The 12,626-nt window shown below is 42.0% G+C and carries 14 protein-coding genes; 13 read left to right on the top strand and 1 reads right to left on the bottom strand.

The window, feature by feature from the left end:
- The first annotated feature begins 213 nt into the window (after positions 1 to 213).
- The 13 genes from TSIB_RS09630 to TSIB_RS09565 all read left to right on the top strand — a co-directional run bounded on the left by TSIB_RS09630 (position 214) and on the right by TSIB_RS09565 (position 12,069).
- Positions 214 to 1,656: a radical SAM protein gene (locus TSIB_RS09630; RefSeq protein ID WP_048160685.1), complete on the top strand. Its 1,443-nt coding sequence runs from the start codon at positions 214 to 216 to the stop codon at positions 1,654 to 1,656.
- Positions 1,637 to 2,572: an ABC transporter ATP-binding protein gene (locus tag TSIB_RS09625; RefSeq protein ID WP_015850248.1), complete on the top strand. Its 936-nt coding sequence runs from the start codon at positions 1,637 to 1,639 to the stop codon at positions 2,570 to 2,572. The genes TSIB_RS09630 and TSIB_RS09625 overlap by 20 nt, the downstream gene beginning before the upstream one ends.
- A complete protein-coding gene (locus TSIB_RS09620; protein WP_015850247.1) occupies positions 2,569 to 3,318 on the top strand; it encodes an ABC transporter permease in 750 nt (249 codons plus the stop codon). The genes TSIB_RS09625 and TSIB_RS09620 overlap by 4 nt, the downstream gene beginning before the upstream one ends.
- A 102-nt stretch (positions 3,319 to 3,420) precedes the next feature.
- Positions 3,421 to 4,194: an S-methyl-5'-thioadenosine phosphorylase gene (locus tag TSIB_RS09615; protein WP_015850246.1), complete on the top strand. Its 774-nt coding sequence runs from the start codon at positions 3,421 to 3,423 to the stop codon at positions 4,192 to 4,194.
- A gap of 51 nt (positions 4,195 to 4,245) precedes the next feature.
- On the top strand, positions 4,246 to 5,520 hold the full coding sequence (locus tag TSIB_RS09610) for an amidohydrolase family protein (protein WP_015850245.1): 1,275 nt from the start codon (positions 4,246 to 4,248) through the stop codon (positions 5,518 to 5,520).
- A gap of 41 nt (positions 5,521 to 5,561) precedes the next feature.
- Entirely contained in the window at positions 5,562 to 6,125 is a 564-nt protein-coding gene (locus tag TSIB_RS09605) for a [protein ADP-ribosylglutamate] hydrolase (protein ID WP_048160684.1), read from the top strand.
- Positions 6,126 to 6,170: 45 nt separating this feature from the next.
- Complete coding sequence (locus TSIB_RS09600; protein WP_148206189.1) at positions 6,171 to 6,617, top strand: hypothetical protein; 447 nt, start codon at positions 6,171 to 6,173, stop codon at positions 6,615 to 6,617.
- Positions 6,618 to 7,038: 421 nt separating this feature from the next.
- Positions 7,039 to 7,428: a hypothetical protein gene (locus tag TSIB_RS09590; RefSeq protein WP_048160678.1), complete on the top strand. Its 390-nt coding sequence runs from the start codon at positions 7,039 to 7,041 to the stop codon at positions 7,426 to 7,428.
- Positions 7,429 to 7,529: 101 nt separating this feature from the next.
- Complete coding sequence (locus tag TSIB_RS09585) at positions 7,530 to 8,150, top strand: molybdopterin-dependent oxidoreductase (RefSeq protein WP_015850238.1); 621 nt, start codon at positions 7,530 to 7,532, stop codon at positions 8,148 to 8,150.
- On the top strand, positions 8,147 to 8,488 hold the full coding sequence (locus tag TSIB_RS09580) for a hypothetical protein (protein WP_015850237.1): 342 nt from the start codon (positions 8,147 to 8,149) through the stop codon (positions 8,486 to 8,488). The genes TSIB_RS09585 and TSIB_RS09580 overlap by 4 nt, the downstream gene beginning before the upstream one ends.
- Positions 8,489 to 8,534: 46 nt before the next feature.
- Entirely contained in the window at positions 8,535 to 8,783 is a 249-nt protein-coding gene (locus TSIB_RS09575; protein WP_015850236.1) for a hypothetical protein, read from the top strand.
- Between the two features lie 331 nt (positions 8,784 to 9,114).
- Positions 9,115 to 10,509 (top strand): phytoene desaturase family protein, encoded by a 1,395-nt coding sequence (locus tag TSIB_RS09570; RefSeq protein WP_015850235.1) that lies wholly within the window; start codon positions 9,115 to 9,117, stop codon positions 10,507 to 10,509.
- 117 nt (positions 10,510 to 10,626) lie between these two features.
- Positions 10,627 to 12,069, top strand: coding sequence for a bifunctional ADP-dependent NAD(P)H-hydrate dehydratase/NAD(P)H-hydrate epimerase (locus TSIB_RS09565; protein ID WP_048160676.1), 1,443 nt, complete (start codon positions 10,627 to 10,629; stop codon positions 12,067 to 12,069).
- Here the strand turns inward: TSIB_RS09565 and TSIB_RS09560 are convergent.
- Positions 12,066 to 12,626 (bottom strand): winged helix-turn-helix domain-containing protein, encoded by a 561-nt coding sequence (locus TSIB_RS09560; RefSeq protein WP_015850233.1) that lies wholly within the window; start codon positions 12,624 to 12,626, stop codon positions 12,066 to 12,068. The two genes, TSIB_RS09565 and TSIB_RS09560, sit on opposite strands and share 4 nt — an antisense overlap.

Here is a 12,626-nt window from a genome sequence, read left to right as displayed (position 1 = left end):
TATTTTGTATTTAATTGGAATAATAATGCAAAACTATATGGGGGTGGGAGGATGGAGCAGACAAAGCCAGTATATGATATGAGTCTTAAAGTTGGTGGAGGTATAGTTGAACCATATGACAAATGGTGTGCCCAATGTTTAATAAACATCCCACTTCCATTCTGATTTTATCTTTTTTATTGTTTCATGATAGCAATATTAGGAGGTGATACAATGGAATACCCGATACTTAGGCCAGATGTTGATCTTATTGAAACCAATGCTGGAGCTATAATAAATAAAGCAAGGGAAAACAAATTCATGTTTGTCACCTATACTCAATTTGATGTCCTGCGTCTATGCACTGGAGAAAATTCTTTGGAGGATATTGTAAATCTCATATCTCAGAAATACGAAGTCTCAAAGGAACGAGTTAAACATGACGTTCAGAACTTCATAAGTTTTATGCATAAGAATGATGTACTTACTGTATCTAAAAGAAAATTAGGGAACATTACAAAATCAAAAAAGTTTATGAAATCCAAGGAAGAAATACTCAGCGAAAGAAAAAATATCTCAAGATTCCCAACTAAGTTCTCACAACTTTCAGCACTTTGGCTAATACTTACAGAGAGATGTTCCTTAGAATGCAGTTATTGTAATATGGCATTGGAAGCAAAGTTTAAACCCGATGATGAAGTAATTATGGCAACCGGTGATGCACTGAGGCTTTTGGACGAAGCAAGAGCCCTTGGAGCAAAAATCCTTGGAATATCAGGAGGGGAGATAACGGCATATTCTGACATATTTAAGGTTATTCGCCACGCTTTTGACATAGGATACCAGCATGTTATCTTTGGAACAAAAGCCGTAGGGATAACAAAGAAATTTGCAGAGCGTCTCTATGGAAGTGGAGCAAGGAGGATTCAGATTAGTATCGATACTCTTGATCCCGAAACGTATCAAAAATTAATACTAAATGGGACATTAGAATCAGCTCTTCGTGGAATCTATAACTTAATTGATGCTGGCTTTAAGATACATGTCAGGAGTACAATAACAAAATATAACATTGATCAAATTCCTGAACTTTGGGAGTTCATGCATGATTTAGGAGCTGAAAGCATTGTTGGATTTGTCGTTTATCCAGAAGGAAGAGCAGATCGCCACTTACTTCCCTCTAAGGAACAGATTAAATGGTTAGAAAACACCATAAGGGAGAAATTCAAAGACAAAAAATTTGTACCTGAGGTTTCTTATTTCAGATGTGGAATTCCAGTAACGTGCAGTGCTGGTATACTTTCTATAGCAGCTTATCCAAATGGAAATGTTACTTTATGTGACTCTGGAAGAACACTAATGACAAAATATCCTAAAAAATACGTTTTTGGTAATTTCAAGTACCAATCTTTAAAAGAAATCTGGGAAAACAGTAAAACACTAAACAAATTTAGAAAAAGTAAATTTTTACCTCCTTGTAGTGAATGTTCCTACTTATACAACTGTCTGAGAGGTTGTCCAATGATTTCTGAAATTGTTTTCGACAATCCAGAACTTGCAGATCCGAGGTGTATAATTAGATACCCCTACTCTGAGGATGGTACAAAAAGAACACCAAATGATATTTTCCTTTGGGATACGCCCAGAGGTGGTAGTGATGCCATTGTTAGAAATTAGCAACCTAAGTTTTTCCTATGATGGAAGAGACTATGCGTTGAGTGACATAAACTTAAGCACAGATATCTCCAGTGGCATACTTTCAATTCTGGGACCTAATGGGGCTGGAAAGACCACTTTAGTTAATATACTAACGACTACATTTAAACCCCAAAAAGGCATGGCTAAAATCTTCGGTCTTGATGTAGTTAAAGATAAAAAGAAAATTAGAGAAATGATATCATTATGTGCTCAAGATTTAGAGCTTGATGTTCTGCTTTCTGTCAGGACGAATTTAAAATTCTATGGTATAATACGGGGAATTCCAAAGAACGAACTTGAGAAACGCTTAGATGATATTGTTGAAATGTTTGGTTTAACTGAGCATCAGCATAAAAGAGTACTTGAACTGTCTGGAGGATTAAGACGAAGGACACAATTAGCTAGGGCTTTCTTAGATCCAAGAAGTAAATTAATATTTATAGACGAGCCAACCTTAGGACTAGATCCCATCGGGAAAAAGATTACCTGGGATCTCATTCGTGAAATGAGTAAGGAGGGATACTATTTCGTCCTAACAACTAACGACATGGCGGAAGTTGAGAGTCTATCTGATGAGATAGTTTTCATACATAAAGGAAGGATAATCCTTCATACAACTCTTAGAGAATTCAAACATGTTTATGCCGGTAAAGTCATGGTGACGTTCAAAAAGGAATTATTCCCTCAACTTATGGGAATGCTGTCTAATTATCTCAAACGCAACAACTTAGGGAAAATTATTGGAAAAGATACTGTAGAGCTGGAAGATAAATTGGCATTTTATGAACTTCTCCTGTTCTTGCGAGATATCGGTTTTGATATTACTCAAATTGTTGTTAAGGAGGAGACATTGCTTGATGGATTTATAAAGCTCATTGGGGGGATTGAAAAATGAGGCTCTATGGGTTCGTATACAGGGAGATATCATTAAAGAAAGAGGCAATAGGAGGGTTTATATCACAATTTTTAACCCCAATCCTGTACTTTCTGTTTTTTGCATTCTCATTATCGAGAACCGTGAATTTTGAGTATCATGGAAAGACCATAAGCTATCTCCTTTATGTTCTTCCAGGTATTATTGCAATTCAAATATTTTATTCTTATCCTGTTGTTAGCTCGACAACATTTAATGATGTTAGATTTGGGATAATACGAACATCCCTTCTCGGAGGGGGAAGTTTGAGTGGTTATATTCTTGCGAAGGTATTAGTGGAGAGCACTGTAGTTATCTTGGTGTCCTTATTCCTGGTGTTTGTGGGAGTTCTGTTCCTTAATTTGTATCTATCTTCTGCAACGTTGCTTCAATTTGTACTCTATTTGTTAGTCTCAACGGTGTTTTGGATAAGCATGGGCATAATAATTGGGGTAAAGATGAGAGGGGAATTAACAAGAAACATGCTTTTTGCTCTACTTAATCTGCCAACAATCTTCACTGCTCCTGTATTTTATCTCAAAGGCTCTGCTCCTATGTGGATAGAATTTTTAGGAAAAATTAACCCATTGACATATCACGTCGTTGGCCTTCGAGAGATCCTATTACTCGGTGGGGCTCCTGTTGAGTTCTGGATAATCTCTTTGCTCTTAGGTATGGGGTCTGTTGCAGTATCAATAAAATTAACATCTGAAGTTGCTCCAAAATGAGTTTTTTATTTTTATTTAGCATTCTTCAGGTTGGCACTTTGGTGTCCAAGGGAGACAACCCTTAAATAGCTCCATCCAAGATTTCTATTTTGGTGATGTCAAATGCCAAGAATAGGAATTATTGGTGGATCCGGTGTTTATGGTGTATTTGAGCCAAAAGAGACAGTAAAAGTACATACGCCATATGGAAGACCCTCGGCTCCAGTGGAAATAGGAGAGATAGAGGGTGTGGAAGTAGCTTTTATTCCCAGACATGGAAAGAATCATGAGTTCCCTCCACACGAAGTCCCATACAGGGCAAACATATGGGCTCTTAAGGAGGTAGGCGTTGAGAGGATAATTGGTATCACTGCTGTTGGATCCCTTAAAGAGGAATACAAACCGGGGGATATAGTTATAACGGATCAATTTATAGACTTCACGAAGAAGAGAGATTACACATTCTACAATGGCCCTAGAGTGGCCCATTTCAGCATGGCAGACCCATTCTGCCCAGAAATGAGGAAAATTTTCTATGAAACTGCCAAAGAACTAAACATCCCAGTTCATGAGAAGGGGACCTATGTATGCATTGAAGGGCCAAGATTCTCAACAAGGGCTGAGTCAATGATGTTCAGACAATTTGCTCACATAATTGGGATGACCCTTGTTCCAGAGGTTGTTCTCGCGAGAGAACTTGGAATGTGTTACACAAACATAGCTGCTGTTACAGACTATGATGTTTGGGCCGAGAAGCCGGTAGACGCTCAAGAGGTTATAAAGGTCATGCAAGAGAACAACGAGAAGGTTAGGAAGCTCTTAAAGGCAGGAATTCCAAAAATACCTGGAGAGAGAAAGTGTGGCTGTGCTGATGTCCTTAAGACAGCATTCGTTTAATTTTTCTAAAATTTTATTAATTTTTGGCTTCTAAATTTGTAGGGTGGTCTCATGAGTATTCTAATTAAAAATGGGTATGTGATTTATGGGGATAGTCTGAAAATCATCAAGGCTGATATTTACATTGAGAACAACAAAATATCTAAAATTGGAAAGGATCTGACCAAGTCAGCAGATCATGTAATAGATGCTAAGGGAAGGGTTATTTCTCCCGGATTTATAAACGCCCATACACATTCTCCAATGGTTCTTTTAAGGGGCCTTGCCGATGATATCTCATTAATGGAGTGGCTTCAGAACTATGTATGGCCCGTCGAGAAAAAGCTTAAGAGAGTTCATATTTATTGGGGGGCTCTTCTTGGCACTCTTGAAATGATAAAAACAGGCACTACAACATTTGTGGATATGTACTTTCACATGGAAGAAGTTGCTAAGGCTGTTGAGGAGATTGGTTTGAGGGCCTATCTGAGCTATGGAATGGTCGATCTGGGAGATGAAGAAAAGAGGAGCATTGAGATTAGAGAAACTCTTAAGCTTTTAAAATTTATTGAAAGCCTAAGTTCTCCAAGGGTAGAATTTCTATTTGGTCCTCACGCTCCATATACATGTTCACCCAAACTCTTGACTTGGGTCAGAGAAAAGGCCGATGAAACCGGAAAAATGATAACAATACATTTGAGTGAAACAAAGGATGAAGTAAAGCAGATAAAGGAAAAATATGGTAAAACTCCAGTGGAATTATTGGATGAGTTGGGATTTCTAAAAAATGACGTCATAGCAGCTCATGGGGTTTGGTTGACTGACAAAGAAATTGAAATTCTTGCCAAAAGAGATGTGACAATAGTGCACAACCCTGCAAGCAACATGAAGCTTGGTAGTGGAGTCATGTCTTTGGAAAAGCTCCTTAAGGCGGGTGTTAACGTTGCCTTAGGGACAGACGGAGCAGCAAGCAACAACAATCTGGACATGATAGAGGAGATGAAACTTGCAGCCCTTCTTCACAAGGTGCACACCCTCAACCCAACCCTTGCCGATGCAAAAACTGTTTTCAAGATGGCAACTCAAAACGGGGCAAAGGCCCTTAGGTTAAACGCCGGAGTCATAAAAGAAGGAGCTCTTGCAGATGTTATTGTTATTGATTTTAACAAGCCTCACCTAAGGCCGATAACTAATATAATTTCCCATATAGTATATTCGGCCAATGGTAATGATGTGGAAACAACAATAGTGGACGGAAAAGTAGTCATGCTAGATCGCGAAGTTTTGACGATTGATGAGGAAAAAATCTTGGATAAGGTACAGAAGATAGTCGATAAACTTCGCTAACCTTTTATCTTTTTGAGACCTATTTCTATGGGGTGGAAAGCATGAGTGAGTTGACTTTTGGGTCTCTCACATTTAAAGTGGCCCAAGGAGACATAACACGTTTTCCAGCTGAGGCAATAGTAAATGCCGCGAACAAATATCTTGAACACGGTGGTGGAGTTGCTTACGCAATAGCAAAAGCGGCCTCTGGAGATGTTAGAGAATACATAAGAATAAGCAAGGAGGCTATGAGAGAGCAGATTGGAAGGGGTTGGATTGAACACGGAGAAGTCGTTGTAACCCCTGCAATGAAAATGGAGCAGTACGGCATAAGGTACGTCATCCACACGGTTGGGCCTTACTGTGGAGGTAAATGGGATGAGGATAAGAAGGAAAAGCTCAAGAAGGCTATTTTAGGGGCTTTGAAAAAGGCCGAGGAACTTGGGGTTAAAAGTATAGCATTTCCAGCTATAAGTGCGGGTATCTATGGGTGTCCCTTCGAAGAGGTTGTGAAGACTTTCAGGGAAGTATTGGAAGAGTTTGGGAAGGAAGCGGGGAACCTTGAGAAGGTCTATCTCGTGCTGTACTCAGAGAGGGACTACGAGAGGGCTTTGAGAGTTGTCTAGTTATTTGTTGGGCATCATTAATTTGTAACTTAAGGGGGCGAGGGTGTGGATTTCATGGGACTGAAGCCTTCAGTATCTTCGTTGTTTGGGAGTACCCAGAAGTGGGAGAACCTTGAAGTTTGGCTTCCCCTCCTAATAGCCTTGAGACTTGCCTTTCGTTTTTTGATTTTTCTGGATTTAGAGTTATTTCCAGTTTTCTTCTTAAATATCCCTCTGTTATCAAAAATGCCGCATGGTTTTTTGCTTCCGTATCTTCTAGGAATGTTCTTCATTGAAGTTGGCCTACTTTGGACATTAAGAAAAGAGAATTTACCGTTAAAATCCCTCTTGGTATATTTTGGTACAGCTACAGTGCTTGAATTTCCGTATGCCCCGTTTAAAGGGCTATTAACCGGGTATTTTGATGGTATATTTCTCTTTGTCCTTCCATGGTATCTCAGCGCCCTTGCGGGTTTGGTGATTTCTCTAAAACTACTTTCTAGGAGGCTGTGAGTGTGAGGAGAAATTATTTAGGCAACGTAGGGGATCACATGATAGATACTGTGGATTCAAATCCTCGTATGAGCAAGAAGGAGTGGTGTACATTATGGAGCTGAAAACCCCTTTAAAGGTTCTTTTATCTTTGCTCCTCCTTTGCCATGCCATGATTATCTGGGTGATTTTTCCTCTCCTTACGGGTCTTCCCCTCTGGCAGACAGTTATATACTTGGTTTCTGCGGTGCTTCCCTTTATGGCCTCTATGAATTTTTCTTGGATGAAAATAGGGGAATCCTAGTATCTCTGCTATGTTTTATTCTCCTTCTCCTGTTGGATATCACCATTGGTTTCAAGGCTCTTTACTCTCTGCCTTTGATAGGGATTGGAGGGAGTATAATTCTCTGGTTTTTGGGAAAGAGCTCCGGGGGTGTACCTCATGGATCTGGATAAAACCTGGTTCTCCTTCTTACTAATGTTCAGGCTCGCCTTTCGATTCATCTCAGCTATGGATATTCTCGGAATAGTGCTCTTTTACAACGCTCCCCTTCTCATGAAGCTACCCCTGCCGAGGTTCACCATCCCCGGCTACATTCTCCTCATGGGCGCCCTGGAAGTTTATCTCATAATGATACTGCGGAAGGGGTTCTTTCCTGTAAAACTTCTCTTTGCTTATTTTATCATGGCACTCGTTTTTGAGTTGCCTTATGCCGCTTTAAGCGGAACTTCACTGGGATTAACACTCTTCGTTCTTCCCTGGTATTTGAGTGCAGTGGTTGGGTTTATACTGGTTTTAAAACATGTCCACAACTCTCTTGGCAGAGCGTAGAGGGTATCCTTTTCACTGTTGCATTGGTCAAATTCCAACTTCCCAATAATGTCCAGTTAAGATTATAACTTTCTTTCCCTTATCAAAAAACGGTGGGCCCTTTGAAGAAAAAACTCTTCATAAGTGCAATTTTTCTTGCTTTTTTGGTAGTATTTACAGTGGCAAGGTGGAACAGCATTAATACTACTCCTTCTTCAACTGCCTCTCCCAAAACCGAGAATTTTTCAGAGGTAAGCTCATCCAGCCCCGAAGTTTTGAATGCTTCTGAGGAATGGGTGATCGAAGTTACTGGATTAGTTGAAAAGCCTATGAACATAACTCTCTCACAACTTAAGGAGATGCCGCAAACAGCGGTTTTTTCTGAGCTTTATTGCGTTGCCTATCCTGGAAAGGCTAGAAAACAAGGGTTGTGGAAGGGAGTTAAGTTGTCTTATATTCTAGAGCAAGCAGGAGTAAAAGATGGAGCAATAAAAGTGGCATTTTACGCCAGAGATGGGTTCACCACCGATCTTACCCTTGAGGAAGCACTTACAAATGATGAGCTCATAATTGCCTATGAGTTCAACAACAAACCCATTGAGCCACGGCTTATAGCCCCTGGAATGTGGGGGTACAAGTGGATAAAGTACCTTGTGAAAATAGAAGTTGTGGATTACAACTTCTTAGGGACTTACGAGAGTGAAGGCTATCCGGATGATGCATACATCGGTGAAAAGCCATGAGGGCATTCAAGATTGTGGAACTTACGGCGGTTCCGCTTTTTATTTTTTCTGTGATCCTTGTTATCACTGGATATGGGATTGTAAGCCCTAGAACCATCTCGACCTTTACTTTTGGCTTGGTCTCATACCAGAATGCCCCAACGCTTCACTCGTATCGGCTCATAAGATACGGCTTCACCGTTTTGCTCCTTGTTCACTCCTATGCTGGCTTTGAGATTTTTGGGCTTAAGAAAATAAGAAACCAAAGGTTGAGGCTCTTCTTGGGCTATCTGCTCTTGTTTATTGTCATCTATGCACTGTGGGTAGCAACAATAACAGAACTTGGGGAAATTTTTTAGAGTAATTTTTTTGTTTTTTAGTACTCAACATTTCTTGGTGGTCTGAATGTCCTCGGGGGTTACAAGGGAACTGATTTTCGGTGTTGTGTTGGTTATTGTTATTGGGTTTGCCATAATTGGGTATGGGATATTGCAGCTTCTTCCCCACTCGGTAGCAACTCATGCAGTGCCGCCAGCAGAAAAATTCAGAAATCTTCTGGCTATTTACCTCGTTTCAGTTTTGTTTATTATAATAATGGAGCTATTGAGTTCTTCTCGACCTAAGGAGGAAAAATTTCAAGAGAAAACCCAATAATTTACGAGTTGGGCTGATGGTTTTGTTATTTGTTTCTTGAGATTTTTCATTCTTTCTTTGCTTTCTCATCTTTCTCCAGAAAAAGATCGTCTTTTGTAATTATCCGTTGCAAATTTTAGTGGTGGTGTTTATGAGAATGGGGGGTAACTAACAATATGAAAAATCCCTGTTTTTCTGGGATTTATGTAGTTTTCTCAATCTTCGACTTGTAGGACTTCCTTAGCTTATTTCCAATGCCCCTCAAACGTTCCCCTGAACGAAAAAAGTTTAACTCCGCTAACTCATCACAAGCGTTAAATATCTGCAAACCCTAAATCCTTGGGTGTTTGAAATGTACGACGTTGCTATAGTTGGGGCGGGCTTTACCGGCCTGCTTGCGGGTTCTCTCCTTGCGAAGGAAGGCTACCGTGTAGCGGTTTTCGAAAGGAACAGCTTCGTTGGTGGAAGGGCCGCCACGAGAACTCCAAAAGAGTGGGGATGGGCGGAGAGAGAGGACTACCGCGTTGACTTTGGGCACCACGTCTTCGCCACCAACAGCTACCTCGAGTTCATCCTCGACAGGGTGGGCGCGAAGAGGCACTTCAAGTTCGTGCCCCTCAACATGCCCTACTTCTACAAAAACGGGAGGCTTCACAAGCCGCCGGTTGGGTTTTTGGAACAGCTGAGGGCCTATCCATGGATACCTCTAAGGTCAAAGCTCAGGCTCAGGAAGTTCCTCTCCTACGTAGAGAAGGTTAGCTTTGGGGAGGTTATGGAAAAATGGGCCTACAGGCCGCTGGAGGAGCTTTACGATGAGTTTGGATTCGATGAGAACGCAAGGGAGCTCTTCACGGACGGCTTTGTTGCGGGCTACCAGACGATAATAGACACCGAAAGGAACTCCGCAGGGGATCTTATACTCTGCATGAAGGCCTACCTCAGGGGGATTAAACGCTATAAGACTCCCCTCTTTTCCGCGGAGGGAGGAGTGGGGGCGATAGCGGAGGCCCTTAGGAAAACGATAGAGGAAAACGGCGGAGAGGTGCACCTCGGGACAAACGTGACCGAGATAATCGTTGAAAATGGAGAAGCTAAGGGGCTGAAGGTCGGTGAAAAGACCATCCAAGCGAAAAGGGTTCTCTTCGCGGCACCCGTCTACTACCTCCTTCGCCTGATAAAGGAGGGAAACCTTCCCGAAGAGTTCGCAGAGAGGCTTATAGAAGGAGAAAAAGAGGCCACAAATCTCTTCCTCATCATAGGGGGCGCAAAGAGGCCCCTCACGGAGAAGCCGATAGGGACGTGGATAATGGCGCCCCGCTCGGAGGTCAAGAACGTGGACTCCTACTATCTCATCTACGAAGTGAGTCCTGAACTCAAGCAGGCCCCCGAGGGGAATTACCCTCTAAGCATAGCGGTTCTGGCTGATGAAAAAACTAACAAGAAGGAGCTGGCGAAAAAGATGGTGGCTGATTTAGAGGCCCTCTTTCCCAACTTCGACTTTGAGAACGACTGGGACTGGAAGGCGGAGGTCATGTTCCCAATAGTGGACGGAATCGGGAGAACTATTGACTGGTACTGGGAGAGGAGACTTGGCCCGGAGACACCAATAAAGAACCTCTACGTTGCTGGCGACTCAGCTCAAGAGCTTAGCTCCGGCGTGGATGGGTGTGCAAGTTCTGCCCTCTTTGCGATTGAGGCAATAATTGGGAGAAAGCTCTTGGACCTTGAGGAGTTTTATAGGCTCTGAAGATGGGCTTTTTTTCTAAATTTTCGGATGGGAAACACACTTGCCTTTCTACTGTGAGGAACTCTCTGGAGAAAAAGTTAAAGTTATGGACTCCGAATTTCCATGGGGTGGTGGCTTATGAGAATCGAGGACGTTTACATCTGGGATATCAACGCGAAATGGCTCGGTATAACCCCTTACCAGCTCATGGAGAATGCTGGCGCCGGGGTCGCTAAGATCATTGAGGAGCGCGTTGGAGAGGGGCTTAAGATAGCGGTCTTCTCTGGGACTGGCAACAACGGGGGAGATGGCTTTGTTGCCGCAAGACACCTCAGCTTTGAAAACAACGTTACTCTCTTTCTCGTAGGCGATGAGGCGAAGATAGGCAGCGAGGAAGCGAGGCATAACTGGGAGATACTGAGGAAGCTTGACTTCGTGAAAATCATTGTTCTTAAGGACTCCACCTACATCAAGCCCCTCGACCTTTCGGGCTTTGACGTTATAGTTGACGCTCTCCTCGGGGCTGGGACAAGGGGGGAGCCGAGGGAGCCCATAAGAAGTGCCATCGAGAAAATAAACAAATATGCTGGAAGAGTAAAAATAGTGAGCGTCGATCTACCGAGCGGCTATCCGAGTGATGTCCGCGTTAAGTGCGACTTTGCAGTGACTTTCCAGTGGGATAAAGAAGAGTATGGGGGCTTTGAAAGGGTTATATCAAAGATCGGGTATCCCAAAGAACTATATCGCCTTGTAGGGCCGGGCGATGCGAAGTTTGCCTTACAAAAGAAAGGCGAGCACAAAGGGCAGAATGGAAAGCTTCTCATAATTGGGGGGAGCGAAGAGTATTTTGGAGCTCCATATTTGGCAGCGAAAGCGGCAAGCTACATAGTGGACCTGGTGTATTTAGCGATGCCCGAATACTCCGCCAGAAGAATAAACGATCCCAACATAATTTTGCGTCCATTTGAGGGCAAAAACTTCACAAAGGAAGACGTTGAGGATGTTCTGTCAATTGCTGATGGTGTTGATGCAGTTGTCTTGGGACCAGGAATTGGAGAAAAAGCAGAGACAAAAGACTTTGTTATCGAGTTTGTCCGCTGGTGTGAAAAGCCCATGGTGATAGATGCAGATGCACTAAAGGCAATTGCAGAAGATTTAGATGTCCTCAAAGGCAAGGAATTTGTCTTAACACCTCACCCTGGTGAATTCAAGATTCTTTTTGGTAAAAAGCCAGAGGGCAGTTTGGAGGAAAAGGCCGAGCTTGTGATGAAAAAAGCCCAAGATATCAATGGCACAATACTCCTTAAGGGAAGACACGATATAATAAGTAATGGAATAGCTTGGAAATATAATAAAACGGGAAATAATGGCATGACAACGGGGGGTACTGGAGACGTCTTATCTGGTCTTGTGGGGGCTCTTTTGGCCCTTGAAAACAAGCCTTTAAGAGCGGCAAGTGTCGGGGCTTTCTTAAATGGCCTCGCTGGAGACATGGTAAAGGAAGAAATGGGAGAAAACTTCACGGCTTTAGATGTTGCAGAGAAGGTGTCTTATGCGGTCAAATGGATTTTGGAGTTCTAGTCCTCCAATCCTAAAAGTTCCCTTATTTTTTTTGCTTCTTCCTGCAGTTTTGGAGAGTTTATAAGTGTCATTAAGGCCATTATCCGAATGAACTCAAGTCGGTTCATCTCCACGCCTTCAAGCTTTTTGATCATATCTCTGGATAAGGTTTCAAACTGAGATATAAACCTCTTTATTATGGAAATAAACTCTTTCTTATTTCTTATTTTAAAACCTGCCTCCGTAAGTAGCTCATAGAGTCTTATTGCCTCTTCTGTGTGTATTTTTTCCATCGCTACCCATGCATTAGCATCGTTTTCGTAGGGGGTTATCAAAAACACTCTTGCACTTCTGCCGTATAGTTTTTCATTTCCCTCTTTTCCAATTTCTTCAACAAAACCAGCTTCTTTAAGTAACGTTATATGCCGATGTATAGTTGAGGGGTCTTTGTTAAGGAGCATGCTAAGTTCGGAGATTGTCATAGGGCGATCTCTAAGCAATGAAAGAATATATAGGCGGGTCTTTTCAGCTAGGATCTTAATTTTTTTAGAGTCTGTAACTATAAGAACATCTTTCAT

It is taken from the genome of Thermococcus sibiricus MM 739 (genome assembly GCF_000022545.1).
GTDB classification, from domain to species: Archaea; Methanobacteriota_B; Thermococci; order Thermococcales; family Thermococcaceae; genus Thermococcus_A; species Thermococcus_A sibiricus.
The sequence above is the reverse complement of the archived record's forward strand: the minus strand, read 5'-3'. Positions and strand labels throughout refer to the sequence as shown.

Bases quoted from the DNA above. Each gene is read 5' to 3' on its own strand.
- TSIB_RS09630 (WP_048160685.1), top strand. From the start codon at position 214: ATGGAATACCCGATACTTAGGCCAGATGTTGATCTTATTGAAACCAAT.
- TSIB_RS09625 (WP_015850248.1), top strand. From the start codon at position 1,637: ATGCCATTGTTAGAAATTAGCAACCTAAGTTTTTCCTATGATGGAAGA.
- TSIB_RS09620 (WP_015850247.1), top strand. From the start codon at position 2,569: ATGAGGCTCTATGGGTTCGTATACAGGGAGATATCATTAAAGAAAGAG.
- TSIB_RS09615 (WP_015850246.1), top strand. From the start codon at position 3,421: ATGCCAAGAATAGGAATTATTGGTGGATCCGGTGTTTATGGTGTATTT.
- TSIB_RS09610 (WP_015850245.1), top strand. From the start codon at position 4,246: ATGAGTATTCTAATTAAAAATGGGTATGTGATTTATGGGGATAGTCTG.
- TSIB_RS09605 (WP_048160684.1), top strand. From the start codon at position 5,562: ATGAGTGAGTTGACTTTTGGGTCTCTCACATTTAAAGTGGCCCAAGGA.
- TSIB_RS09590 (WP_048160678.1), top strand. From the start codon at position 7,039: ATGGATCTGGATAAAACCTGGTTCTCCTTCTTACTAATGTTCAGGCTC.
- TSIB_RS09580 (WP_015850237.1), top strand. From the start codon at position 8,147: ATGAGGGCATTCAAGATTGTGGAACTTACGGCGGTTCCGCTTTTTATT.
- TSIB_RS09575 (WP_015850236.1), top strand. From the start codon at position 8,535: ATGTCCTCGGGGGTTACAAGGGAACTGATTTTCGGTGTTGTGTTGGTT.
- TSIB_RS09570 (WP_015850235.1), top strand. From the start codon at position 9,115: ATGTACGACGTTGCTATAGTTGGGGCGGGCTTTACCGGCCTGCTTGCG.
- TSIB_RS09565 (WP_048160676.1), top strand. From the start codon at position 10,627: ATGAGAATCGAGGACGTTTACATCTGGGATATCAACGCGAAATGGCTC.
- TSIB_RS09560 (WP_015850233.1), bottom strand. From the start codon at position 12,626: ATGAAAGATGTTCTTATAGTTACAGACTCTAAAAAAATTAAGATCCTA.